General features: G+C 66.0%; 20 protein-coding genes and 1 tRNA gene. 12 read left to right on the top strand and 9 right to left on the bottom strand.

All coding sequences use genetic code 11. The annotated features are described in order from the left end of the window. Positions 1 to 24: 24 nt before the first annotated feature. From QE379_RS13835 to QE379_RS13815, 5 genes are all read right to left on the bottom strand, one after another. Positions 25 to 411 (bottom strand): response regulator, encoded by a 387-nt coding sequence (locus QE379_RS13835; protein ID WP_307001311.1) that lies wholly within the window; start codon positions 409 to 411, stop codon positions 25 to 27. Then, positions 404 to 3,853, bottom strand: a complete 3,450-nt coding sequence (locus QE379_RS13830) for a chemotaxis protein CheB (protein WP_307001309.1) — start codon at positions 3,851 to 3,853, stop codon at positions 404 to 406. Before QE379_RS13830 ends, QE379_RS13835 begins: the two co-directional genes overlap by 8 nt. Beyond that, positions 3,850 to 4,410, bottom strand: a complete 561-nt coding sequence (locus QE379_RS13825; protein ID WP_307001307.1) for a PAS domain-containing protein — start codon at positions 4,408 to 4,410, stop codon at positions 3,850 to 3,852. The genes QE379_RS13830 and QE379_RS13825 overlap by 4 nt, the downstream gene beginning before the upstream one ends. Before the next feature lie 145 nt (positions 4,411 to 4,555). After that, entirely contained in the window at positions 4,556 to 6,427 is a 1,872-nt protein-coding gene (locus QE379_RS13820; protein ID WP_307001304.1) for a M61 family metallopeptidase, read from the bottom strand. Positions 6,428 to 6,598: 171 nt separating this feature from the next. Then, positions 6,599 to 6,672 (bottom strand) — tRNA-Cys (locus tag QE379_RS13815). 263 nt (positions 6,673 to 6,935) lie between these two features. On the opposite strand from QE379_RS13815, the gene QE379_RS13810 reads away from it, so the two are divergent. The 5 genes from QE379_RS13810 (at position 6,936) to QE379_RS13790 (ending at position 14,176) form a co-directional block, all read left to right on the top strand. After that, positions 6,936 to 7,604, top strand: a complete 669-nt coding sequence (locus QE379_RS13810) for a protein-L-isoaspartate O-methyltransferase (RefSeq protein WP_307001302.1) — start codon at positions 6,936 to 6,938, stop codon at positions 7,602 to 7,604. Between the two features lie 6 nt (positions 7,605 to 7,610). Further along, the gene (locus tag QE379_RS13805) at positions 7,611 to 9,131 is read left to right on the top strand and encodes a TolC family outer membrane protein (protein ID WP_373461790.1); all 1,521 of its coding nucleotides are present in this window, start codon (positions 7,611 to 7,613) and stop codon (positions 9,129 to 9,131) included. 44 nt (positions 9,132 to 9,175) lie between these two features. Further along, entirely contained in the window at positions 9,176 to 9,745 is a 570-nt protein-coding gene (locus tag QE379_RS13800) for a DUF2497 domain-containing protein (RefSeq protein WP_307001300.1), read from the top strand. 87 nt (positions 9,746 to 9,832) lie between these two features. Next, positions 9,833 to 11,461 (top strand): histidine kinase famiy protein, encoded by a 1,629-nt coding sequence (locus QE379_RS13795; protein ID WP_307001298.1) that lies wholly within the window; start codon positions 9,833 to 9,835, stop codon positions 11,459 to 11,461. Positions 11,462 to 11,503: 42 nt separating this feature from the next. Next, positions 11,504 to 14,176 carry a valine--tRNA ligase gene (locus tag QE379_RS13790; protein WP_307001294.1) on the top strand — a complete coding sequence of 891 codons (2,673 nt, stop codon included), beginning with the start codon at positions 11,504 to 11,506 and terminating at the stop codon, positions 14,174 to 14,176. A 135-nt stretch (positions 14,177 to 14,311) separates the two neighbouring features. On the opposite strand, the gene QE379_RS13785 is transcribed toward QE379_RS13790, so the two are convergent. Continuing rightward, the gene (locus QE379_RS13785; RefSeq protein WP_307001291.1) at positions 14,312 to 16,090 is read right to left on the bottom strand and encodes a cation:proton antiporter; all 1,779 of its coding nucleotides are present in this window, start codon (positions 16,088 to 16,090) and stop codon (positions 14,312 to 14,314) included. A gap of 113 nt (positions 16,091 to 16,203) precedes the next feature. Here QE379_RS13785 and QE379_RS13780 point away from each other — a divergent pair, with 113 nt between their 5' ends. Beyond that, positions 16,204 to 16,656, top strand: coding sequence for a cytochrome c family protein (locus QE379_RS13780; protein ID WP_307001289.1), 453 nt, complete (start codon positions 16,204 to 16,206; stop codon positions 16,654 to 16,656). A 31-nt stretch (positions 16,657 to 16,687) separates the two neighbouring features. On the opposite strand, the gene QE379_RS13775 is transcribed toward QE379_RS13780, so the two are convergent. Then, entirely contained in the window at positions 16,688 to 17,230 is a 543-nt protein-coding gene (locus tag QE379_RS13775) for a TIGR02594 family protein (RefSeq protein WP_307001287.1), read from the bottom strand. Between the two features lie 112 nt (positions 17,231 to 17,342). Further along, the gene (locus tag QE379_RS13770) at positions 17,343 to 18,563 is read right to left on the bottom strand and encodes an NADP-dependent isocitrate dehydrogenase (RefSeq protein WP_307001285.1); all 1,221 of its coding nucleotides are present in this window, start codon (positions 18,561 to 18,563) and stop codon (positions 17,343 to 17,345) included. Between the two features lie 142 nt (positions 18,564 to 18,705). On the opposite strand from QE379_RS13770, the gene QE379_RS13765 reads away from it, so the two are divergent. Both QE379_RS13765 and pssA read left to right on the top strand, forming a co-directional pair. Beyond that, complete coding sequence (locus tag QE379_RS13765) at positions 18,706 to 19,428, top strand: phosphatidylserine decarboxylase (RefSeq protein ID WP_307001284.1); 723 nt, start codon at positions 18,706 to 18,708, stop codon at positions 19,426 to 19,428. Positions 19,429 to 19,440: 12 nt separating this feature from the next. Then, positions 19,441 to 20,268 carry a CDP-diacylglycerol--serine O-phosphatidyltransferase gene (gene pssA / locus QE379_RS13760; RefSeq protein WP_307001283.1) on the top strand — a complete coding sequence of 276 codons (828 nt, stop codon included), beginning with the start codon at positions 19,441 to 19,443 and terminating at the stop codon, positions 20,266 to 20,268. On the opposite strand, the gene QE379_RS13755 is transcribed toward pssA, so the two are convergent. Beyond that, positions 20,204 to 20,443 carry a hypothetical protein gene (locus QE379_RS13755; protein WP_307001282.1) on the bottom strand — a complete coding sequence of 80 codons (240 nt, stop codon included), beginning with the start codon at positions 20,441 to 20,443 and terminating at the stop codon, positions 20,204 to 20,206. The two genes, pssA and QE379_RS13755, sit on opposite strands and share 65 nt — an antisense overlap. Before the next feature lie 368 nt (positions 20,444 to 20,811). On the opposite strand from QE379_RS13755, the gene rpsB reads away from it, so the two are divergent. The 4 genes from rpsB to frr all read left to right on the top strand — a co-directional run bounded on the left by rpsB (position 20,812) and on the right by frr (position 24,354). Beyond that, the gene (gene rpsB, locus QE379_RS13750) at positions 20,812 to 21,621 is read left to right on the top strand and encodes a 30S ribosomal protein S2 (protein WP_307001279.1); all 810 of its coding nucleotides are present in this window, start codon (positions 20,812 to 20,814) and stop codon (positions 21,619 to 21,621) included. A 160-nt stretch (positions 21,622 to 21,781) separates the two neighbouring features. Next, on the top strand, positions 21,782 to 22,717 hold the full coding sequence (tsf, locus tag QE379_RS13745) for a translation elongation factor Ts (protein WP_307001277.1): 936 nt from the start codon (positions 21,782 to 21,784) through the stop codon (positions 22,715 to 22,717). Positions 22,718 to 23,067: 350 nt separating this feature from the next. Continuing rightward, positions 23,068 to 23,793: a UMP kinase gene (gene pyrH, locus QE379_RS13740; protein ID WP_307001275.1), complete on the top strand. Its 726-nt coding sequence runs from the start codon at positions 23,068 to 23,070 to the stop codon at positions 23,791 to 23,793. A 3-nt stretch (positions 23,794 to 23,796) separates the two neighbouring features. Next, complete coding sequence (gene frr, locus QE379_RS13735; RefSeq protein ID WP_007404456.1) at positions 23,797 to 24,354, top strand: ribosome recycling factor; 558 nt, start codon at positions 23,797 to 23,799, stop codon at positions 24,352 to 24,354. Positions 24,355 to 24,357 lie beyond the last annotated feature (3 nt).

The raw sequence follows: 24,357 nt of genomic DNA, 5'->3' as shown, positions 1-24,357 counted from the left end.
CCCCGGCGGGGAGGAGCAAGGGGGTCAGCCTGCCTCGCGGTCGTCCTGGTCGGGGCCGGATACCGCCATCGACAGGGTGCGGCGGAGCAGGGAGGGGGAGCAGGGCTTGCCGCACACCGCCGCACCCGGATAGCGCGATTGCAGCGCCTGTTCATCCGCATGGCCGGAATGGAAGATCAGCGGCACGCCCGCCTGGCTCAGCCGCTCCGCCGCGGGGAAGACCTCCCCGTCGCGCAAGCGCACGTCGAGGATGGCGCAGGCCAGTTGAGGCCGATCGCCGTCAAGATGCGCCAGCACTTCTTCGACGCTGACATAGGGGCCGTCGACCTCATAGCCGCCATCCTCGATAATCGACTGAAGATCCAAGGCGACGAAAAACTCGTCCTCGACCAGCAAAACCGTCTTAGTCATTCGAGAGCACCGTCTCCGGCAGTGTCAGGGTCAGCATGAAACGTCCGCCGATGCTTTTCCGCTCCAACTGCGCGCCCAATTGTCGCGAAGACGTCTGAACAAGCAATGTTCCGAAGCCCTTGGCATTGTCCTCGGTCGCGCTCTCGCCGCCCGTTTCGCTCCACTGCAGCGTCAGCTTGCCATCGGCGACGATCCAGCCGACCGACAATTCCCCCTCGCGCAGCGCCAGTGCGCCATATTTGACCGAGTTGGTCGCCCATTCGTGCAGGATCAGCGCCAGCGGCGACAGGCAGCGGCGGTCGACCAGCAGGCGGGGACCGTCGATCTCGATCTTCGACTGACCCTTATAGGGGGCGATGGTCGCGTCGACCAACGAACCGAGTTCGATCGCCTGTTGCTCGCCCGCCGGGGATGCCAGCGAATGGGCGCGGCCCAGCGTCGCGATCCGCTCGCGCACATCCTCGGCCATCTCGGTCACGTCGCCATGCGACCGCGCGGCGGCGGAGACGATGCCGGAGATGATGGCGAACAGGTTCTTTACCCGGTGGTTCATCTCGCGCAGCATCAGCTCGCGCGTCTCGGCGATCGCATATTCGGCGGTGACGTCGATCGACACGCCGACCATGCGATGCGGCGCGGCCGTGGTGACGACCCGACCGAAGCCCTTGATCCAGCGTTCCTTGCCGTCCAGGTCGAGGCGGAAGGTCATTTCGAAATCGCTGCGACCCGCCATCGCCTCGGCCAAGGCGAGTTCGACGCCGGGCCGATCCTCGGGCACGATCCGGTCGAACACCTGCGCGACGCGATCGGCCTTGTCGGGGCCGTCGAAGCCGAACAGATGGCGTCCGGTGTCGTCCAGGATCATCTCGCCGGTGCCCGCGCGATATTCCCAGACGCCGATGCCGCCCGCCTTGATGGCGAGGTCCAGCCGCTCGCGCTCCGCCGCCAGTTCGCGCTCCAGGCTCAGTGCCTCGGTGATGTCGGTCAGGACCAGCGTCGCGCCGTCGATGCCGTCGCCCTGCGTCCGATAGGGCAGGATGCGCAGCGACAGCGTCCGTTCGCCGTCCCGCGTGGTCACGCGCTGCTGCGACGGCGGGCCCCCTGCGGCCACCGCCTCCGCGCCGCCCAGATAATCCGTGTTGGCGAGCCGCGTCGATACATCGGCCAGCAACCGGCCCCGGTCGCTTGGCTGGAGCGGGAAGATCGAGCGCGCCGCCTCGGTATAGCTGCGCACCCGCAGATGCCGGTCGAGCACGACGACCGCCAGATCGGTCGATTCGAAGAAATTGCGCAGGTCGGAATTGGCGAGGGTGAGTTGATCGACCTTGGTCTTCAACTCATCGTTGACGGTCGACAGTTCCTCGTTGGTCGATTGAAGCTCCTCGTTCATCGACATCATTTCTTCGTTGGAGCTCTTCAACTCCTCATTCGCCGTCTCCAGCTCCTCGACGGTCGAGCGCAGCCGGTGGCGGGTCAGGCGCAGTTCGTCCTCCAGCGCCTCGATATGATCGTCGCCAGGTTCCAGATCGGCCAGGTCGCTCATCTCGACCGGGCTGAACGGCTCGGTATCGCGGAACAGGAAGAGCAGCGATCCGTCGGTCAGCGGATCGCAGATCACCTCGATCTTCTGGATGCCGAACTCGGTCGTCACCGCCACGTCGCGCGCGGCGATCCGCTTGCGGGCGTCGCGCGCCTGGCGCAGCATCGGGCCCATCACTTCGCGCAGACCGGGGCGCGCCAGCGTGGTCGCGCTGGACCCGCCCGCACGGGTCACGGGGAAGGTGAAATAGCGGCTCAGCTTGCCGAACGCGGCCAGGATGCCGCCATCCTGATCCACCACCATGCTCGGCGGGGCATAGCGATCGACGATCCGACGCAGCGCCACGCCCTCGTCGCTGCTGACATGGCCGCCGTCACGCTCGCCCCGCTCGCCGCGTCGCCGGGTGGTGCGGCTCATCGCGCCGGGCAGGTCGATGGGGTAGGAGGGGGAGGCGGCGGACCGCTCGAACAGCCGGGCATGGCTGTCGATCGCGGGGAAGAGATGGTCGAACCGCCCCACGCTCTCCGACGGCCCCAGGAACAGATAGCCGCCCGGCCGCAACGCGTAATGGAGCAGCGGCAGCACCGATTGCTGCAACCGATCGTCGAAATAGATCAGCAGGTTGCGGCACGACACCAGGTCGATCCGCGAAAAGGGCGGGTCCTTGACCAGGCTATGGTTCGAGAAGCGGATCATGTCCCGGATCGAACCCGCGATGGTGAACCGCTCCGCATGGGGAATGGTGTAGCGTTCGCGCAAAGGCGCCGGAATGTCGGCCAGCGCGGCGGCGGGATAGGTGCCGTCGCGCGCGATCTGGAGCATCTGTTCGTCGATGTCGGTCGCAAAGATCTGCACCGCCAGCGGCTGTCCCGCCTCGCGCGTGGCCTCGGCGAACATCATCGCGATGCTATAGGCTTCCTCGCCGCTGGAGCAGCCGGGTACCCAGATGCGGATGTCCTCGTCCGGGTCGCGCGCGCGGATCAGCGGCAGGATCGCCTTGGTCCGCAGCGTCTCGAACAGCTCGGCATCGCGGAAGAAGCGGGTGACGTTGATTAGCAGGTCGCGGAACAGCGCCTCGCATTCGTCGGCGTCGCTCTTGACCCGCGCCAGATAGGCCGAGCCGGTGCCGATCCCCAGCACATGCATCCGCCGCTCGACCCGGCGCACCAGCGTCGTGCGCTTGTAACCCGAAAAGTCATGGCCGATGGCGTTGCGCAGCACGCGGCACAGATCGTCGATATGATCGGCGACGACCTCCGCCTCATGCTCCTTGGGATCGCCCGAGCGGCGCGCGAAAAAGGCCTGGAGACATGCGACGATCTCGCCCGCGGGCTTGATGAAATCCACCAGCCCGGTGCCCACCGCCGACAACGGCATGCCGTCATAGCGTGCGCTCTCCGGCTTCTGGACGACGCCGACGCCGCCATTCTCCTTGATCGCGCGCAGGCCCGTGGTGCCGTCCGCACCGGTGCCCGACAGGATGACGCAGGCGGCATTGGCCTGCTGGTCGCTGGCCAGCGACAGGAAGAAATCGTCGATCGGACGGCGAAGCCCGCGCGGCTGGACGAAGTCGGTCAGCTCCAGCACGCCGCCGCGAATGGCCAGCCCCCGGCCTGGCGGGATGATATAGACATGGTCGGCCTCGATCCGCTCCGACCCCTCGCACTGGCGCACTTCGAGGTTGGTGTGCCGGTCGAGCAACTGGGCCAACATGCTTTCGTGATTGGGGTCGAGATGCTGGACCACCACGAACGCCATGCCGGTCGGCGCATGGGCGGGCGTCAGCATCTCGCGCAGTGCCTCCAGCCCGCCGGCGGATGCGCCGATGCCGACGATCGGCACCGTCATGCCGCCGCGTCCGTCCGTCGATGTCGTCCCGGTCCGGGCCGAGGCGTCACTCACGGAAAGGCCGCTCGGTCGAGATCCGATAGCGTCAGCTTGGCCTGGGCGATGGTGGCCGCGGTGTTGGCGATCGCGGTCAGCGATCCCTCCAGCACGATGCCGCTTTCGGCCAGGATGGGGGTCAGGCGACCCAGCGTCTTGCCCAGTTCGGCGTCATAGGCGGCCAGCCGCTCCGGCTGGGACCGGCTGACGTCGAATTGGGAGGCGAAGATATAGGGCATCTTGCCGCCCAGCTGCCGCAGCTTCGACATGTAGAGCAGATTGATGAAAGGCGAGCCGTCCTTGCGGAAATTGACCAGCATGGTGCGAACGTTCAACTGGCGATCATTGGCCAGGAATTCGCGAATGCGATCGCGCGCTTCGATATTGTCGGCGTCCCGCTGAAGCATACGGCAATTGCGGCCGATCATGTCCTCACTGGTATAACCGGTCAGTTCGCGGAAACCGTGATTGATGAAGATGAGCGGGTTGTCGTCCGACGCATCGGCCAAGGCCAGGGCGATCGGCGACTGGTCCAAATAGCTGGCCAGATGGGTCGGAATATCGATATCGTTCACGCAATCTGGCTCCCTGACGCGCATTCGCATGGCGTCCATCCCTCCGCAAGTGCCGAGACGACCGGCGGCCCCCGAAAAATTCACATGGATAAACCCGGAAAAGGCCGCGCACGTTCCAGGGTGGTCGCCACCGGGGGCCGCGTCGTCAGGATGCGGTCGCCACCGGTCGAGGCCCCAGCCAGGATCGGCGGAAGCGAATCTGTTCGGGCGTCGGCGTCCGGCCGATCCGCTCGTCGGGCACGATCTCCATATTGGGATCGGCGATCAGGGTCATCGTCGCCCGCCGTTCGCTCCCCCGTTGGCGATAGACGATGGGCAGCCGGTCGCCCGGCTTGTGCGCGGCGAGCAACGCGCTCCACGCCGTCGCATCCGCGACCGGGCGGCCATCGACGCTGACGATCTCGTCACCCTTGTCCAGCCCGGCTTCGTAGAGCGGCGTGCCCGGCGCGGTCGATGCGCCGATCGTCAGGCCGCCATCGCCCTTTGCCGGGGTTCCGCCCACCCAGGCGGCATCGGGATGCTGAGGACGCAGCGTCAGACCGGCCTGGGCCAGCAGCGGCGCGAAATCGGGAAGCGCGCTGCCCGTTACGCTGCGCGCGAAGAAGCGGTCGGCAAAGCCCTGATCCCCCGTCACCTGCGCCAGGGCGACGCGGAGGTCGTCGGGGCGATAGCTGCGCTCCGGCTTGCCGTGGTTGCGCCAGAGCTGGCGCATATAATCGTCCAGCGTCAGCTTCGGAAAAGCCTGTCGCAACTCCAAGTCGAGCGCCAGTGCCAGCACCGCGCCATAGGCATAATAGGATTTGAAGATATTCGGATTGGTCGGGTCGATCGACTGCGCCGCATCGACGAAGGGTGCGCGCAGGCTCATCTCCTGCGGCCCGCCGTAACGGCGCGCCGGCGTGATCAGCAGCGCGTTCAGCGTGGCGGAGAGCTGGGCGATATAGTCGTCCAGCGGCATCTGTTCGGCGCGGACCACCGCCAGCGGGCCGTAATATTGGGTGAAGCCCTCGGCCAGCCACAGCGACGGCGTGGCATTGGCGCGGGTGAAGTCGAACGGCTCCAGTTCCGCCGGGCGGATGCGCTCGACATTCCAGGCATGGAAGAATTCGTGGCTCAGCGTCTGGATCTGCGCGAACTTCGCCGCCGCCAGCGATTTCGGCATGCTGATCACCGTCGAGTTGCGATGCTCCATCCCGTCGCCGTTGATTTGCGGCATGTAATCGGCCAGGAAGGTATAGGTGCCATAGTCATAAGGCGGCGCCTCGCCGAAGATCGCGATCTGCTGCGCCACGACCTTCTTCGCCATCTCGGCGAACCGGTCGAGATCGGCGGGGCTGCCGTCATGATGCGCGGTCAGGCGGATGGTATAGCGCTTGGCGCCGTCGCCCACCGTCCAGCTCCGCATGTCCCAGGCCGACATCTCGACCGGGCTGTCCATGAAATATTGCAGGTCGCGCGCGGTGAAGACGGCGGGGTCGCCGGTCGGCGCAAGCTGCGTCGCGATCTTCCATCCCGCGAGCGGGTGGAAGCGGACGCGGATCGGCCGGTCGTCCTGCCCCGCAGCCCACATGAAGGTCGCGGGGATGTTCAGATGCGCATGGGTCGGGTCGATCTGCGCATAGGTGCCGTCGCCGCGATCGCCGAACAGCGTGTAGCGGACCGTGACCGTGCCGTCATGACCGGGCACCGTCCAGCCATAGGGATCGGTCCGCGAAATGGTCAGCGGGCGTCCGGCCCCATCGACGGCGGACACCGAATAGACGTTCTTGGCGAACTCGTGGAGCGCGTAGCGACCGGGCGAGGAGCGGGCCATCTGGAAGCGGACGGGCTGGCTATCCAGCCCGCGATAGGTCACGCTGACCTGCGCCTCATGATGGTCCGGATGCGGAAAGGCGATGTCATATTCCACCGCCGATGGCGCGGAAGCCTTGGGGGAGGGGCGGGCCTGCTGCGCCGCGACCGGGGACAGCGCCGTGCTCGCCAGCGCCCATGCCGCCGTCATCGCCCATATCCGCATGCCCGAACCCCTTCACTCGATTGAGGGCGGACTTAAGCGCGGAGCAATGACGGGGTCCACCGCTTTGTGCGCGCGGCCGGGCTCTATTTCGGGGCAGCGGCGAATCGCAGGGCCACAACGCCGTCGCTTTCGCCGGGCGGCGTCTTATCCAAGTGATATGTCAGGAAAATCTGGAGGCGCGACCGGGAATCGAACCCGGGTGCAAGGATTTGCAGTCCTCTGCGTCACCACTCCGCCATCGCGCCTCGATACGTGGGAGGCGGGCATGTGTGCGGTTTTTCGCGCGGCGTCAACAGGCAGGATGCGATTGCGCGCCAAAAACTCGCTCCCGGTCTTTCCGGCCTGAGGGTCGCTCCAAGCGATTATGCCGCCGGATGCCGCAATATGGCCAAATCCTTATGCTGGGGGTGTGCAGTCCGCTTGGCGGAAAAGCCCTTGCGCGATAGAAGCGGCGGGAACCAATTTAGTGTATTGCACAACTAAAACGGCTGTGCGACAGGGATGGGCCATGATGACGACCAGCAACGACTCCTCGAATTTCGCCGCGATGCGCCACGCCATGGTGGTGAGCCAGCTGCGCACCACGGCGGTCAGCGACCAGCGGGTCGTGGCCGCGATGGCGCGGGTGCCGCGCGAGGTCTTCACGCCCGAGGCTCTGCGGGCGGTGGCCTATCGCGACGGGACGCTGGACCTGGGCCATGGCCGGGCGATCAACCTGCCGATGGCGACGGGCCGCCTGCTGACCGAGGCCTATCTGGAGGCGGGCGACCGCGTGCTGCTGATCGGCGCGGCGACCGGCTATACCGCTGCGCTGCTGGCCGGGATCGTCGCCGGTGTCGTCGCCGTGGAGGAACAGGCCGAGCTGGTCGCCGCCGCGCGCACCGCGCTGGCGGGTGAGCCGAAGGTCGAGATCGTCGAGGCACCGCTGACGTCGGGCAAACCCTCCGGTGCGCCCTATGACGTGCTGGTGATCGACGGCGCGGTGGAGGAACTGCCCGCCGCTCTGGTCGAGCAGGTCAAGGTCGGCGGCCGCATCGTCACCGGCCTGGTCGAGAACGGCGTCACCCGGCTGGCCAGCGGTCGCCGGACCGAAGGCGGCCACGGCGTCCGCGCCTTCGCCGATGCCGAATGCACCGTCCTGCCGGGCTTTGCCCGTCCTCGCGCCTTCCAATTCTGAGGGTCCATGCGCCTGCACCTGACTTCCCGACTGACCTCCCGCATTCTCATCGGCTCGACCCTGTTGATGGGCGGGGCGGCCTCGGCCGAGACGTTGCGGGAAGCCATGGTGCGTGCCTATCAGAGCAACCCGACGATCACCGGCCAGCGCGCCGCCCAGCGCGCCACCGATGAGAATGTGCCGATCGCACGGTCGAACGGCCTGCCGTCGCTGCAAAGCTCGGCCCAGTTCACCGACAATATCGTCGTCGCCAACAACAACTTCCTCAATCCCGAGCGCACCGGCACCGGATCGTTGCAGCTGTCGGTGCCGCTCTATCAGGGCGGGGCGGTCAGGAACGCGGTGCGCGCGGCCGAGACGCGGGTCGATGCGGGCCGCGCCCAGCTACGCGGGGTGGAGGCGAACCTCTTCACCAATGTCGTGGCGGCATATATGAACGTCATCCGCGACGAGGCGATCGTCAACCTCAACACCCGCAACGTCAATGTGCTGGAGACGAACCTGCGAGCCTCGCGCGACCGGTTCCAGGTCGGCGACCTGACCCGCACCGACGTGGCGCAGTCCGAAGCGCGCCTGGCCCAGGCGCGCGCACAGCTTCAGTCGGCCCAGGCCAATCTGATCTCCAGCCGCGAGAATTACGTCGCGGTGGTGGGTGTCGCCCCGGTCGGGCTGGAACAGCCGCCCGCGCTGCCCGCGCTGCCCGCATCGCCGAACCAGGCGGTGGCGGTGGCGCTGGACCAGAACCCCCAGTTGATCGCCGCGCGTCGGTCGGCGGATGCGACCCGCTATGACATCAACGTCGCGCGCGCCAACCGGCTGCCGCGTATCGCGGCGGTGTCGAGCGGCAATTATTTCAACTATCTGGGGTCGCTGAACGTCCCCGGCGTGCCGGTATCGGGTGTGAACGCGACCGTCGGTGCGCAGTTGACCATGCCGCTGTTCCAGGGCGGTCGCCCGGCGGCGCAGGTCCGCCAGGCCGAGGCTCTGCGTGGACAGGCGCTGGAGAACGCGACCGGGACCGAGCGTCAGGTGGTGGCGCAGGTTCGCTCCGCCTATGCCGTATGGCAATCCTCGCAGGAGGTCATCCAGTCCGCCGAATCGGCGGTGCGCGCCAACTCGCTGTCGCTGGAAGGGGTGCGGGCCGAGAATAGCGTCGGCACCCGCACCGTGCTCGACATCCTGAACGCCGAGCAGGAGTTGCTGAACAGCCAGGTGACGCTGGTGACCGCGCGGCGCGACGCCTATGTCGCGGGCTTCGCGCTGATCGCTGTGATGGGTAATGCCGAGGCGCGCGATCTGGGGCTGGACGGCGGCGCGCTCTACGATCCGGTCGTCAATTACCAGCGTGTCCGCAACAGGATCAACGACTGGGGCGGCGATGGCGAGCCTGCGCCGGTGGCCAGCACCACCGCCGGAACCCCGGCCCAGACGGCGGCGATCACCCGTCCGCTCGACGCCGATGTGAATGCCCCTGTTGACAGGAGCCCCGCATTAACCACAGGTGCATCGGCACCGAGCCGGCAATAACGCCGGGCAGGGGGCCTTGGGGGGCTTCAATGGGGATTGCGGTCATGGGTGAGATCAGCGCCGAGCCGTCGATGGAGGAAATCCTTTCCTCGATCAAAAGGATCATCGCCGAAGAGGGAGAGGTGCCCGCGCGTCAGCGTCGCCAGCCGCGCCCCGTAGCTTCGCCGGTCGATGAGGATGATTCGCCCGAGGTTCTGGAACTGAGCGATCCCATGCCCCTGCGCATGAAGGTCGAGGCCGCCGCCGCTCGTGCCGCCGAATCGGCGCTGCGCCCGGCGGTAGAGGCCGCGATGGCCCAGGCCTCCGAACCGGTGGCCCAGGCACCTACACCTGCGCCGGTTCCGGCCCCGGCGGCCAAGGCAGAGGCACAAGCCATGGACGATGGCGAAGAGGCGATCGTCAGCCCCCGTGCGGCCGAGGCCAGCCGCGGTTCCCTGGAGGCGCTCAGCCGGATGATGGTCAAGCCCGAACCGAGCAGCGACGGAACCCTGGAAGGATTGGTTCGCGACATGCTCCGCCCGATGCTGCGCGAATGGCTGGACACCCATCTGCCGGGGATGGTCGAGGCGATGGTCGCCCGTGAAATCGCCCGGATCACGCGCGAGGGGCGCTAAGCCTTTCGCGGGCCGTGGGACGCGCGGTTTCGGGATATTGATCGCCGGCGGAGCGGAACCGCGCGCGTTCCGCTGGGTTCGGTGGTCATGACCCTCACGCCCGAAACGCCCGATGCCGAGAAGTCGACGCGTTCCGCCGTGTCGTCGCCCCCCATATCCGATTCGAAGCAGCCGCATTCCGGCCAGTCGGACATCTTCTTCGCAGCGGTGAAGACCACGCGGATGCCGATGATCGTCACCGATCCCCGGCAATCTGACAATCCGATCGTCTTCTGCAACGAAGCCTTCAGCTTCATGACCGGCTATTCCGAGGACGAGATCCTCGGCACCAATTGCCGGTTCCTGCAAGGTCCCGAGACCGACCGCGACGTGGTGGCGCAGATCCGCGCCGCCATCGACCGGCGCGACGAGATCGCGGTCGAGCTGCTCAATTACCGCAAGAACGGGTCCACCTTCTGGAACGCGCTGTTCGTCTCGCCGGTCTATGACGATGCGGGCGAACTGGTCTATTTCTTCAGCAGCCAGCTCGACATTTCGCGCCGCCGCGAGGCGGAGGACGCGCTGCATGAGGCGCAGAAGATGGAGGCGGTCGGCAAGCTGACCGGCGGCATCGCGCACGACTTCAACAATCTGTTGCAGGTCATCATCGGCTATTCCGACATATTGGAGGCGCGGGTCGACCAGGGCGACCGAAGCGGACGCCGCGCGGTCGAGGCGATCGCCGCCGCCGCCGCGCGCGGCGCGACCCTGACCCAGCAACTGCTCGCCTTCGCGCGCAAGCAGGAGCTTCGCGACCGGTTGCTCAACTTCAACCAGTTGATCGAGGATTTCCGGCCGATCCTGAACCGCACGGCGGGGGACGGGGTGGTGCTGCGCCAGCGGTTGGAGGAAAATCTCTGGAACTGCCGGATCGACCCGGTCCAGGCGGAGATGGCGCTGCTCAACATCGTCACCAACGCCCGCGAAGCCATCGCCCGTACCGATCATAGGGGTGAGATCACCATCACCACCCGCAACATGATCCAGTCCGCCGACCAGCCCGAAGGTCCGGCTAATCTGGATGCCGGCGAATATGTCGTGGTGCGCGTGGCCGATGACGGACCGGGGATCGATGCGCAGATCGCGGACAAGGTCTTCGACCCGTTCTTCACGACGAAGGAGATGGGAAAGGGCGCGGGGCTCGGCCTGGCGATGGTCTATGGCTTCATGCGTCAGTCGGGCGGGCTGGCGGCGGTCGAGCCGAGCGAGGCGGGGGGGACGGCGCTGTCGCTCTATTTCCCGCGTGCGGCGGCGGGCACGTCCGAACGCCGCTCTGTCCCGGTACAGCCCGCCCGCAGCGGCGGGGCCGAGCGTGTGTTGATGGTCGAGGATCAGGACGATGTCGGCGATCTGGGCAAGTCCATGCTCGAAGATCTGGGTTATGACGTCGTCCTGACCCGCAGCGCGCGCGAGGCGCTGGATCATCTGTCGCGAGACAGCGACTTTCAACTCTTGTTCACCGATATCCTGATGCCCGGCGGCATGAACGGCGTGGCGCTGGCCCAGGCGGTGCGGCGCGATTATCCGCGCCTGGGCGTCCTGCTGACCACCGGTTACGCCGACGAGGCGATCGATGAGGGCGCGCGGTCCTACGAACTGATCCGCAAGCCCTATCGCCGGGCGGAACTGAACGAGCGGATTCGCGCGGTGCTCGACCGACCGGGGGCTCGTACCTGATAGCATCTGGCGCAAGCGGGCGCGGCTGATTAAGGCAGCGGCATGACTGAGCTGCCCAAGACGTTCGACCCCGCCGCAATCGAAGCCCGCTGGTATGGCCATTGGGAGGAAAAGGGCCTGTTCCGCCCCGATCGCCCGAATGCCGAGCCCTGGACGATCGTAAATCCGCCGCCCAACGTCACCGGGAACCTGCATATCGGCCATGCGCTCGACAACACGTTGCAGGATATCCTGGTCCGCCACGCCCGGTTGAAGGGCAAGGATGCGTTGTGGGTCGTTGGCACCGACCATGCGGGCATCGCGACCCAGATGGTCGTCGAGCGACAGATGAACGCGCGCGGTGAGAAGCGCACCGACTTTACCCGCGAACAGTTCCTCGAGAAGGTCTGGACGTGGAAGGCGGAGAGCGGTGGCCAGATCACCGGCCAGTTGCGTCGCCTCGGCTGCTCGATGGACTGGGCGAACGAGCGCTTCACCATGGACGAGGGGTTCAGCAAGGCGGTGCTGAAGGTGTTCGTCGACCTGCACGCCCAAGGCTTGCTCTACCGTGACAAGCGGCTGGTCAATTGGGACTCCGGGCTTGGCACCGCGATCAGCGACCTGGAGGTCGAAACCCGCGAGGTCAAGGGCAGCTTCTGGCGTCTACGCTACCCGCTCGCCGACGGATCGGGCTTTATCGAGGTCGCGACGACGCGCCCCGAGACGATGCTCGCCGACATGGCGGTAGCGGTCCACCCGGACGATGCGCGCTACACCGCGCTGATCGGCAAGCAGGTGCGGCTGCCGATCACCGGCCGCCTGATCCCGATTGTCGCCGACGAACATGCGGACCCCGAACTGGGATCGGGCGCGGTCAAGATCACGCCCGGCCACGACTTCAACGATTTCGAGGTCGGCCGCCGCGCAGGGATCGAGGCGCGCGACATGCTCAACATGCTCGATGCCAAGGCGCATATCTGCCAGACTTCGGACGGCCTGATCCCCGACGCCTTCCTCGGCCTGTCGACGGCCGACGCGCGCAAGGCCGTCGTCGCGCGGTTGAAGGACGAGCGCGTCCTCATCCCGCACATCGACAAGGATGGCGAAGAGCATGACGCCGAGCCGCGCACGATCCAGACGCCGTTCGGCGACCGCTCGGGGGTGGTGATCGAACCTTGGCTGACCGATCAATGGTATGTCGATGCCAAGACGCTCGCCCAACCCGCGATCGAAGCGGTGCGCTCGGGCAAGATCAGAATTGTGCCGCAGGCTTGGGAGAAGACTTTCTTCAACTGGATGGAGAATATCCAGCCCTGGTGCGTCAGCCGCCAGCTCTGGTGGGGGCACCAGATCCCGGCATGGTTCGCCGAGGATGGCCGCGTGTTCGTCGCCGAGAGCGAGGAACAGGCGCAAGGACAAGCGGGCGAGGGCGTGATCCTGACCCGCGACCCGGACGTGCTCGATACCTGGTTTTCCTCGGCGCTTTGGCCCTTCGCGACGCTGGGCTGGCCGGACAATGGCGACAAGACGCTGGCGGGGCGTTACCCGAACGATGTGCTGATCTCCGGCTTCGACATCCTGTTCTTCTGGGATGCGCGGATGATGATGCAGGGCATGCACTTCATGGAAGATGTGCCCTTCAAGACGCTGTATCTCCACGGTCTTGTCCGCGCCGCCGACGGCTCGAAAATGTCGAAGTCGAAGGGCAATACGGTCGATCCGCTCGGCCTGATCGACCAGTACGGCGCCGACGCGCTGCGCTTCTTCATGGCGGCGATGGAGAGCCAGGGCCGCGACATCAAGATGGATGAGCGCCGCGTCGAAGGCTATCGCAACTTCGCGACCAAGCTGTGGAACGCCGCGCGCTTCGCCCAGGCGAACGGCATCGGCGCTTCGGCGACGCTGGAGGCTCCGAACGCGACGCTCGCGGTCAACAAGTGGATCATCGCCGAGACGGTGAAGACCGTGCAGGCGGTCGATCTGGCGCTGGCCGATTACCGGTTCGACGGTGCCGCCAATGCGATCTACCAGTTCGTCTGGAGCCGCTTCTGCGACTGGTATCTCGAACTCATCAAGCCGGTGTTGCAGGGCGGCGAAGAAGGCGGCGACGAAACCCGCGCGGTGGCGGGCTGGGTGCTCGACCAGATCTTGGTCCTGCTGCACCCGTTCATGCCCTTCATCACCGAGGAACTGTGGCACGCCATGGGCGCGCGCGATCACGACCTGATCGTGGCCCAGTGGCCGATGGCCGACGCCCGCGCGCTCGACCCCGAGGCGGAGCGTGAGATCGACTGGTTGATCCGTCTGGTCAGCGAAATCCGCGCCGCGCGGACCGAGCTGAACGTACCGCCGGGCGCGCGCCTGCCGATGCACGTCCGCGATGCCCATGCCGATACGCAGGCGCGACTGGTTCGCCAGGCCTCTGCACTGGCGAGGCTCGCCCGTGTCGATGCGGCCGAGGGCGAAGCCTCGGGCGGTGCGGCCCAGGTGGTGGTGGACGAGGCGACCTTCGTCCTGCCGCTGGAGGGCGTGATCGACCTCGACGCCGAACGCCAGCGCCTGACGAAGGCGATCGCGGCGGTGGAGAAGGAGCGTGACGCGCTGGGCGGGCGTTTGAGCAACGCGAGCTTCGTTGAGCGCGCAAAACCGGAAGCGGTGGAAAAGGCGCGTGCGGACCATGCCGACAAGATGGCCGAAGCGGCGCGGTTGCACGCTGCGCTAGGGCGGCTCGGCTAATCCAATTCCTCCCCATCGTCAGATGGGGAGGGGGACCGCGCCCGAAGGGCGGGGTGGAGGGGCGAGGGGCAAAAGCCCCTCCACCATCGCTTCGCGATGGTCCCCCTCCCCAAGCATAGCTTGGGGAGGAATATGTTAGGCCTGCTCCCCCAACCGCCGCAGCCGCCGGATTCGCGGCTCCCGCTGCAACTGCGCCTCGCGCCGGATCACCTGACGCAGTTCATCGCGCTTCTCGTGGATCGAGGCGATCACCGGCCCCATCGCGACGCCCAGATCGACCAGCACCGCCTCCGACAATTGCAGCGAGCTTTCCAGCGTCTCGGGCACTGCCTCGCTGACGCCCGCACGGTATAGCTCGGTCGCATGCGCCATATCCCTTGCACGCGCGATGATCGGCAGGTCTGGCGCGGCCTCGCGGATGCGCCGTGCCAGCCGCACGGTCAGCACCGGATCGTCCATCGTCAGGATCAGCGCGCGCGCGGCGGGCAGGTTCAGCCGGTCGACCAGTTCCGCGCGCGAAACATCGCCGAACAGCACCGGATAGCCGGCCCGCCGCGCCTCGCTGACCGAATCGATATCCGCCTCGACCGCGACATAGGCCTGGCCATGCACGGTCAGCATGTCGGCGATCATCTTGCCGACGCGCCCGAAGCCGATGATGACGGTGCGCCCGCCATCCGCCTCCGGCTCTGGCGCGGGCGGCCCGTCGGTGCTCCGCGCCTCGATCCGGCGGGAGATGACCCGCCCCGTCTTGGCGAGCAGCGGCGTGATGGTCAGGCCGATCGCGGTCACGGTCTGCCAGAAACTGGCGGTCGAGGGCAGGATCAACTGCGCCTGCGCGGCGGTGCCCAGCACGATCAGCGTGGTCTCGGACGGGCTGCCCATGAGCAACCCGGTCTCCGCCGCCACCCCGCGCCGGGCATGGGCGACGCGCAGCAGCAGATAGGTGACGATCGCCTTCACCGCGACCACGCCGACCACCGCCAGCAACAACATGTCCCAGTTCTTCGCTATCAGCCGCAGGTCCAGGCTCATGCCAACCGTGATCAGGAACACGCCCAGCGCCAGCCCCTTGAACGGCGCGGTCATCACCTCGACCTCCGAGTGATATTCGGTCTCGGCGATCAACAATCCGGCAAGCAGCGCCCCGACGATCGGCGACAGGCCCGCCGCCGTGGTCGCCACGCTGGCGACGATGACGACCAGCAGCGAGGCGGCGAGGAACAATTCCGGGCTCTTGGTCCGTGCCGCCTGGGCGAACAGGCGGGGCAGGACGATCCTGCCGCCCACATACATGGCGACCACCGTCAGGCCACCGCGCAAGGCGACGCCCGCGATGCCGACCCAGCCCTCATCGGTCGCGGTCGGCGCCATCGCCCCCAGCGCGAAGATGATCGGGACCAGCGCCAGATCCTCGAACAACAGCATCGCGAAGGCGCCCCGCCCGACCGGGCTGGTCGTCCCGACAAGCGGCAGCACCAGCGCGGTCGAGGACAGGGTCAATGCCAGCCCCAGCCCGATCGCCCCGGCCCAACTCTGTCCGATCAGATGCAGCGCGATGCCGATCAATGCGGCCGAGCCGAGCAACTCCGCCGCGCCGGTCCCGAACACCAGTCGCCGCATTGCCCAAAGCCTGCGAAAAGACAGCTCCAGACCGATGGAAAACAACAATAATATGATGCCGAACTCGGCAAAGGGTTCGATCGACTCGGGGCTGGAAATGGTCAGATAATAAAGCCATGGCGCATGCGGGACGAGCGAACCCAGCCCCGCCGGGCCGACCAGCAATCCGACCAGAATGAACCCGATGACCGGGCTGACCCGAAAACGGGCAAAGGCCGGAATGACGATCCCGGCAGAGCCCAGGATGACCAGCGCATCGGAGAAGCCTTGATTGTCGAGCCGTAATGCCATGGCGACACACTAACCCGGCTTGGACGCCCTTGTCAGGTCGTTAATGGCGCGTAACGGGGATGGGACGATCGGTCCACTGACGGTGCGGCTGCCGCGGGGATAGGGGGGCGGCGATGATCGATTATCGCCTCTCGCTGTCCGGGCCTTTGCTGTCACTGCTGTTCCTGGCGGGGTGCGGGGACGATGGCCGGGCGGAGCGGTTGAAGAAGGCCGGGCCCCATCCGTCGCTGGAGACGCTGATGCGGGTCGCGGATGCCGATGCGGGGGCGCGGACCTTCGGGCAATGCCTGGCCTGCCACACGATCGGCAAGGGCGAACTGGATCGCGCCGGGCCGAACCTGCACGCCATCATGGGCAAGCCGGTGGCGGGGGGCAGCGATCGCTTCGGCTATACCGCCGCCTTGATGCGGGCGGGCGGCCATTGGGACCGGGCGACGATGGATCGCTGGCTGACCTCGCCGCAGCGCTTCGCACCGGGCACGAGGATGACCTTCGCGGGATTGCCCGATCCGCTCGCACGGGCCGATGTGATAGCCTATCTGGAGCGCGAGGGCGGCTCCAGATAGGCGTCAAAGTCAGCGTGAACGTCGATCGCCGCTAGAAGGTTGCCACCATATTGGCTGGCCGCTGTCCATCGCCGTGCAGCAATATGGGAACCGCTGTCGCAGGCGGGGTCATATAGAGCGGTTTGCGGGCCTCGACGAAGCGCTCCTTGGCGTAGGGACGTATACATACTTTGTCCCCCTGATTGCCGCCCAGTATATGATAGCGGCTTTCGTCCTCACCCACATAGAGTCCGACATGGCCGCCGCCGTTGCGCGTGAGGGTGACGATATCGCCAAGGTCGGGCTGGCCGCTGGGTTCTCCAAATTTGCGCCAATTAAGTGCCCATAGGGGCTCGGCGGGCGGCGTCTTGCCCGCGCGGCGCGCCACGAGCGCCATAGTCAGGCCACACCAAGGGGTGGAATCGGCCTTGTAGGATTTGCCGACGTCGCCGCCGACTTCCTGAGCCCATTTCAGAATTTCGGGATTGTTTGTGTCGCCTAGCACTTCCTCCGTGCCCCAGATTTTCAGCGTTTCCGACACCATGCGCGGCAGTGTGCCGATGGTTGTCAGCCAGCTGTAACTTCCCAGATCCATTCGATGTCTCCCGATCGAGCGATACGCAAAAAGACCCGGGAGGCATGCCCCCCGGGTCCAGATTGCGCGCGTCGCGATCGGTCGCCTATCGGTGACCGGACCGAAACGGACCTTACTGCCAATCGGCCATCGCGGTTTCGAGGTTGACGCGGATCGCCTCGAAGAACTGCTCGGTGGTCATCCAGGGCTGGTCCGGGCCGATCAGGATGGCGAGATCCTTGGTCATCTGGCCGTTCTCGACGGTCTGGATACAGACCTTTTCCAGCGTCTCGGCGAAGCGCACCACGTCCGGCGTGTTGTCGAACTTCCCGCGATACTTCAGGCCGCCCGTCCAGGCGAAGATCGAGGCGATCGGGTTGGTCGAGGTCGCCTTGCCCTGCTGGTGCTGGCGATAGTGACGGGTCACGGTGCCATGCGCCGCTTCCGCCTCGATCGTCTTGCCGTCCGGGGTCATCAGCACCGAGGTCATCAGGCCCAGCGAGCCGAAGCCCTGCGCTACCGTGTCCGACTGGACGTCGCCGTCATAATTCTTGCAGGCCCAGACGAACTCGCCGTGCCACTTGAGGGCCGAGGCGACCATGTCGTCGATCAGGCGATGCTGATATTCGATGCCCGCCGCCTTGAACTGCTCGGCGAACTCGGCGTCGAACACGTCCTGGAAGATGTCCTTGAAGCGGCCGTCATAGGCCTTCAGGATCGTGTTCTTGGTTGACAGGTACACCGGCCAGCCGCGATTCAGGCCATAGTTCATCGAGGCGCGCGCGAAGTCGCGGATCGAGTCGTCGAGATTGTACATGCCCATGGCAACACCGGCGCTGGGGAAGTCGAACACCTCCTCCTCGATCGACTCGCCATTCTCGCCTTCCCACTTCAGGGTCAGCTTGCCCTTGCCGGGAACCTTGAAGTCGGTCGCCTTATACTGGTCACCGAAGGCATGGCGGCCGACGACGATCGGGTGCGTCCAGCCCGGAACGAGGCGGGGGACGTTCTTGATGACGATCGGCTCGCGGAACACCACGCCGCCCAGGATGTTGCGGATCGTGCCGTTGGGCGACTTCCACATCTTCTTCAGGCCGAATTCCTCGACGCGCTGCTCATCGGGGGTGATCGTCGCGCACTTGATCGCGACGCCGTACTTCTGGGTCGCATGGGCGCTGTCGATCGTGATCTGGTCGCTGGTGGCGTCGCGATTCTGGACCGACAGGTCGAAATAGGCCAGCTCGATGTCGAGATACGGCTTGATCAGGCGTTCGCGAATCCATTCCCAGATGATCCGGGTCATTTCGTCGCCGTCGATCTCCACGACGGGCGTGTTCACCTTGATCTTCGCCATATGCGCATCCTTCAGATTGGCAGGTTTGGGCATGCGTCTAGGGGAGGGGGCGCGGCGGATCAACCACCTGTGGCGCGGGCTGGCGGAGCCGGGGTGAACCGAAATCATTGTGCGATGGCCGGCGGACCGGTAGACAGGCCTAATGCCTTCGCTCGAAAAGCCTCCCATCGCGACCACCACCGTCAAGTGGCGCTTTCCCGCCGTCCATCCCGAAGGGCGCAAATATGTGCTGATCGGGGCGGGCCTGACCCTGCTCGCGACGCTGGTCACCAAGGTGCTGTTCTGGCCCTTTGTCGGCCTGTGCATCTGGATCGCGGCCTTTTTCCGCGATCCGATCCGCACCACGCCCCAGGGCGACGACCTGATCGTCGCGCCCGCCGATGGCCTGGTCACGATGATCCAGCGCGTGCCGATCCCGCGTGAGCTGGTCGGCGAACTGGGCGAGGCGCCGCTGGTGCGCGTGTCGATCTTCATGTCGGTGTTCGACGTGCATATCAATCGGACGCCCGTGGCGGGCGTGATCCGTCAGGTCGTCTATATCTCCGGCAAGTTCCTCAACGCCGATCTCGACAAGGCGTCGGACGAGAATGAGCGCCAGCATTTCGTGGTCGAAGGGCGCGACGGTCGCAAGATCGGCTTCACCCAGATTGCAGGGCTGGTCGCGCGGCGCATCGTCGGCTTCGTGAAGCCTGGGGACATGGTCGCGGCCGGCCAGCGGGTCGGCCTGATCCGCTTCGGCAGCCGGGTCGACGTCTATCTGCCCGACGACGTCACGCCGCAGGTTTGCCTGGGTCAGCGCTCGGTCGCCGGGGAAACGGTGCTGGGCCGTGTCGGCGGCAAGCCGATGAGCGGCATCGCCCAATAAGCCTTTAGCGGCATGGCCATTTCCCCCCGCTTCGCGCGTCGCGCCTCGACCGACGGCCTGCCCCCCAGAGGGCTTCCATTGCGCGCGATCGCGCCCAATGCGGTGACGGCGCTGGCGCTGGTTTCCGGTCTGACCGGCGTGAAGTTCGCCATCGCCGGCTCCTGGGAAGCGGCGGTGACGATGATCATGGTCGCCGCCGTGCTCGACGGGCTGGATGGTCGCATCGCCCGGTTGCTGCGCGGGGAAAGCCGGTTCGGGGCGGAACTCGATTCCCTGTCCGACGCCATTTCCTTCGGCGTGGCGCCCGCACTGATCCTCTATCTCTGGTCGCTGGAGCATCTGCCGCGGATCGGTTGGATTTGCGCGGTGCTTCAGGCGGTATTCTGCGCGCTGCGACTGGCGCGGTTCAACTCGCAACTCGATGTGACCGACCAGCCACGCAAGACGGCGGGCTTCTTCACCGGTGTCCCGGCTCCCGCCGGGGCCGGGCTGGCCATGTTGCCGCTCTATCTGTGGTTCTGGACGGGCGAGCCTATTTTCGCCTCACCCTATCTCGTGGCGCCCTGGGTCGCTTTCGTGGCACTGCTCATGGTGTCGAGCCTGGCGACCTTATCCTGGACCTCGTTCCGCCTGCGCCGCCATGTCCGGTTCGAGGCGCTGGCGATCATCGTACTCGTCGGCGTCGCGTTGATCTCAGCACCGTGGCATGCCCTGACCGCGCTGTGCCTCGCCTATCTGATCAGCATACCCTTCACGATGCTGGCCTATGCCCGGCTCAAGCGGCAGCGCGGCGGCGTGCCAGCGACGAAGGGACCGGCGAACTCGCCGCCCAGCGCCTGACCGCAATACGACGCTCGGCGACGACCAGGGTCGCGAGCGGCGTGAAGGCCGGTTCGACATGGCCGGTGGCCAGATGAAGGATGCGACGCCATTGTGGCGCGATCATCATGACAATGGTACCAATAGCGGCGATCAGCGCGCCCATGAAAACCAGAACACTCACCACGATCATCATGATGCCCGCCTCCTGCCGTCCGCTACGGTCCGGCCTATTAACCGGATCGTAACCATTGAAAATTTTGATCAGTTCCGTCGCTGCCCTCGTGACAGCAGGTCGAACGGTGCCAATTTCGCGATGTTTCGATAGCGATTCACCGCAATCAAGGTCTGTTCTCCCTTGCGGCCTCTTTATGTTCCGCTGTTGTTCCTGTGTCAAGCGGCGTTGGAACAAATGCGAACGGCGTATGGCGCTTGCTATCGCGTTTCGGCTGGGCTAAGGGCGCGCCCCTCAACACCGCATGGGAAGCATCATATTTCGGTGCGCATGGGCTTCGCCCGCCGCGTCATCCGCTTCCCAGAGGACTAACCGGAAGGAATTATCTTATGGCGGCACCCGTCGTCACCATGCAGCAGCTGGTCGAAACCGGCGCGCACTTCGGCCACCAGACCCACCGCTGGAACCCGAAGATGAAGCCCTACATCTTCGGCGACCGCAACGGCGTCCACATCCTCGACCTGTCGCAGACCGTGCCGCTCTTCGCGCGCGCTCTGGAGTTCATCAGCTCGACCGTCGCGGGCGGTGGCAAGGTCCTGTTCGTCGGCACCAAGCGCCAGGCGCAGGAGCCGGTCGCCGAGGCCGCTCGCCGTGCGGGCCAGCACTTCGTCAACCATCGCTGGCTGGGCGGCATGCTCACCAACTGGAAGACGATCTCGAACTCGATCAAGCGCCTCAAGACTCTCGAAGAGCAGCTTTCGGGCGACACGCACGGCCTGACCAAGAAGGAAGTGCTGAACCTGACCCGCGAGCGCGACAAGCTCGAACTGTCGCTGGGCGGCATCCGCGACATGGGCGGCGTGCCCGACGTCATGTTCGTGATCGATGCCAACAAGGAAGAGCTGGCGATCAAGGAAGCCAACACGCTGGGCATCCCCGTGGTCGCGATTCTCGATTCGAACGTCTCGCCCGACGGCATCGCCTTCCCGGTTCCGGCGAATGACGACGCCAGCCGCGCGATCCGCCTGTACTGCGAGGCCGTGGCGATCGCCGCGACCCGTGGCAATAACGAGCAGCAGCGCCGCAGCGGCACCGACTTCGGTGCGATGGCCGAGCCGCCCGTCGAGGAAGCGCTGACCGTCGCGCCGACCGAAGTCGCCGAGCAGGCCGTCGAGGCCGAGCGCCAGATCGACGCATAATCGCGTGGAACATGCCCCGCGGTGCGGGCGGGGCGATCGTCGACCGGACGGGGCAACCCTTCGGTCGGTGACATCGGCTTGACATGCAAGCCGTGCTAAGGGCCGCCTCCGATGGGGCGGCCCTACCCGCATCCCCCTTTTCAGACAGAGGATTGAGACAATGGCCGATATCACCGCAGCGATGGTCAAGGACCTGCGCGAAAAGAGCGGCGCGGGCATGATGGACTGCAAGAAGGCGCTGGCCGAGGCGAATGGCGACATGGACGCCGCGCTGGACTGGCTGCGCACGAAGGGCCTCGCGGCCGCGCAGAAGAAGTCGAGCCGTACCGCCGCTGAAGGCCTGGTCGGCGTCGCCACCAACGGCACCGTCGGCGCCGCCGTCGAAGTGAACTCGGAAACCGACTTCGTCGCCAAGAACGACCAGTTCCAGGCGTTCGTCCGCGACGTGACCGCGATCGCGCTGAAGTCCGGCGACGATATCGAGGCGCTGAAGAACCAGGCGATGCCGCAGGGCGGCACTGTCGCCGAAGTGCTGACCAACAACGTCGCCACCATCGGTGAGAACCAGTCGCTGCGTCGCGCCAAGCGCCTCGAAGTGTCGAAGGGCGCGGTCGTGTCCTATGTCCACAACCAGCAGGCGCCGGGCATGGGCAAGATCGGCGTGCTGGTCGCACTGGAGTCGGAAGCCGCCGATGAGACGCTCCAGTCACTCGGCCGTCAGCTCGCGATGCACATCGCCGCCGCCTTCCCCAAGGCGCTGAACGAGGAAGACCTGGACGAGGCCGAGATCGAGCGTGAGCGCGCGATCGCGACCGAGAAGGCCGCCGAATCGGGCAAGCCCGCCGACATCATCGCCAAGATGGTCGAAGGCTCGATCGCCAAGTACCGCAAGGAGCACGCGCTGGTCAGCCAGCTGTTCGTGATCGACGGCAAGACCAAGATCAGCGACGTCGTGGCGAAGGCCGGCAAGGACGCCGGTGCCGAGATCAAGCTGGTGGACTATGTCCGCTTCCAGCTGGGCGAGGGCATCGAGAAGGAAGCGTCGGACTTCGCGGCCGAGGTGGCTGCGGCTTCGGGCGTTCCGCAGAAGGCGTAATTCCTGCGCTGTCCTTTGACGGGACGGTCAAGGTGATAGGGGAGCGGTTGCCGCATGGTGGCCGCTCCCTTTGCGTGTGGGGTGGCCCGTCCAAACTCCGTTCGCCCTGAGCGAAGTCGAAGGGCAAGGGGTGAACGCATCTCCATGGGCTTCGACTTCGCTCAGCCTGAACGGCGGTTGGGGGAATAAGGCTTTCCTCTCTATATTCGCCAAGCCGGACGTGGTCTGTGGGTGGTGGATATCCGACGCATGTCCCACGAAAATCCCCGCAACCTGCCGCTGCGTGGTTGCCCGTAGCCCGGTCGCCGCCTAAGGTCCGCGCCACTTTCATCACCAAGATCCGAGAAACGATGACGACCCCGCGCTTTAAACGAATCCTGCTGAAACTCTCGGGCGAGGTCCTGATGGGTGAGGGCGGGCTGGCCATCTCGCCCGAGATCACCGCGCGCGTGGCGCAGGAGATCGCCGATGTGCGGGCCCAGGGTTATGAGCTGTGCATCGTGGTCGGTGGCGGCAACATCTTCCGTGGCCTGTCGGCGGCGGCCAAGGGGTTCGAGCGGGCGACCGCCGACTATATGGGCATGTTGGCGACGGTGATGAACGCGCTGGCGGTGCAGAACGCGCTCGAGCAGATCGGCGTCGACACGCGGGTTCAGTCGGCGATCCCGATGGCGAGCGTCTGCGAGCCCTTCATCCGTCGCCGCGCCGAGCGGCATCTGGAAAAGGGCCGCGTGGTGATCTTCGCGGCGGGCGTGGGTTCGCCCTTCTTCACCACCGACAGCGGCGCCGCGCTGCGTGCCGCGGAGATGAAGTGCGACGCGCTGTTCAAGGGCACCAGCGTCGATGGCGTGTACGACGCCGACCCCAAGAAGGTGCCGACCGCCACCCGCTATGACACGGTCAGCTATTCCAAGGTCCTGTCCGACGACCTGAAGGTCATGGACGCCTCGGCCATCGCGCTGTGCCGTGACAACAATATTCCGATCGTCGTCTTCAATATCCGCGAACATGGCAATTTCGGTGCCGTGCTCGCCGGCGAAGGCGTGTCGACGATCGTCCAGAACCAAGGAGCGTAATTCATGGCAGCCTATGACAAGTCCGACCTCGAGCGCCGTATGCAGGGCGCGGTCGAGTCGCTGAAGCACGACCTGAACGGCCTGCGTACCGGCCGTGCGTCGACGGCTCTGCTCGATCCGGTCACCGTCGAGGTCTATGGCAGCCACATGCCGTTGAACCAGGTCGCGACCGTTTCCGCGCCGGAACCGCGCATGTTGTCGGTGCAGGTGTGGGACAAGTCGAACGTGTCCTCGGTCGAAAAGGCGATCCGTTCGGCCGGGCTGGGCCTCAACCCGATCAATGACGGCCAGACGCTGCGCCTGCCGATCCCCGACCTGACCGAGGAGCGCCGCAAGGAACTGGCCAAGCTGGCGAACAAATATGCCGAGAGCGCGCGTATCGCGGTCCGCAATGTCCGTCGCGACGGCATGGATAGCCTGAAGACCGACGAGAAGAAGGGCGTGTTCGGCGAGGACGAGCGCAAGCGCCACGAAACCGAAGTTCAGAAGCTGACCGACGCCACCATCGCCGAGCTGGATGCGGCGGCGGCGGCCAAGGAAAAGGAAATCCTGGGCAAGTGAGTC

It is taken from the genome of Sphingomonas sp. SORGH_AS_0879, assembly GCF_030819175.1.
In the GTDB taxonomy this organism is placed as follows: domain Bacteria; phylum Pseudomonadota; class Alphaproteobacteria; order Sphingomonadales; family Sphingomonadaceae; genus Sphingomonas.
This window is presented reverse-complemented; position numbering and strand designations above follow the sequence as displayed.

Coding starts and splice junctions, on each gene's coding strand:
- QE379_RS13835 (WP_307001311.1), bottom strand. CDS start 411: ATGACTAAGACGGTTTTGCTGGTCGAGGACGAGTTTTTCGTCGCCTTG.
- QE379_RS13820 (WP_307001304.1), bottom strand. CDS start 6,427: ATGCGGATATGGGCGATGACGGCGGCATGGGCGCTGGCGAGCACGGCG.
- QE379_RS13810 (WP_307001302.1), top strand. CDS start 6,936: ATGATGACGACCAGCAACGACTCCTCGAATTTCGCCGCGATGCGCCAC.
- QE379_RS13805 (WP_373461790.1), top strand. CDS start 7,611: ATGCGCCTGCACCTGACTTCCCGACTGACCTCCCGCATTCTCATCGGC.
- QE379_RS13800 (WP_307001300.1), top strand. CDS start 9,176: ATGGGTGAGATCAGCGCCGAGCCGTCGATGGAGGAAATCCTTTCCTCG.
- QE379_RS13795 (WP_307001298.1), top strand. CDS start 9,833: ATGACCCTCACGCCCGAAACGCCCGATGCCGAGAAGTCGACGCGTTCC.
- QE379_RS13790 (WP_307001294.1), top strand. CDS start 11,504: ATGACTGAGCTGCCCAAGACGTTCGACCCCGCCGCAATCGAAGCCCGC.
- QE379_RS13785 (WP_307001291.1), bottom strand. CDS start 16,090: ATGGCATTACGGCTCGACAATCAAGGCTTCTCCGATGCGCTGGTCATC.
- QE379_RS13780 (WP_307001289.1), top strand. CDS start 16,204: ATGATCGATTATCGCCTCTCGCTGTCCGGGCCTTTGCTGTCACTGCTG.
- QE379_RS13775 (WP_307001287.1), bottom strand. CDS start 17,230: ATGGATCTGGGAAGTTACAGCTGGCTGACAACCATCGGCACACTGCCG.
- QE379_RS13770 (WP_307001285.1), bottom strand. CDS start 18,563: ATGGCGAAGATCAAGGTGAACACGCCCGTCGTGGAGATCGACGGCGAC.
- QE379_RS13765 (WP_307001284.1), top strand. CDS start 18,706: ATGCCTTCGCTCGAAAAGCCTCCCATCGCGACCACCACCGTCAAGTGG.
- pssA (WP_307001283.1), top strand. CDS start 19,441: ATGGCCATTTCCCCCCGCTTCGCGCGTCGCGCCTCGACCGACGGCCTG.
- QE379_RS13755 (WP_307001282.1), bottom strand. CDS start 20,443: ATGATGATCGTGGTGAGTGTTCTGGTTTTCATGGGCGCGCTGATCGCC.
- rpsB (WP_307001279.1), top strand. CDS start 20,812: ATGGCGGCACCCGTCGTCACCATGCAGCAGCTGGTCGAAACCGGCGCG.
- tsf (WP_307001277.1), top strand. CDS start 21,782: ATGGCCGATATCACCGCAGCGATGGTCAAGGACCTGCGCGAAAAGAGC.
- pyrH (WP_307001275.1), top strand. CDS start 23,068: ATGACGACCCCGCGCTTTAAACGAATCCTGCTGAAACTCTCGGGCGAG.
- frr (WP_007404456.1), top strand. CDS start 23,797: ATGGCAGCCTATGACAAGTCCGACCTCGAGCGCCGTATGCAGGGCGCG.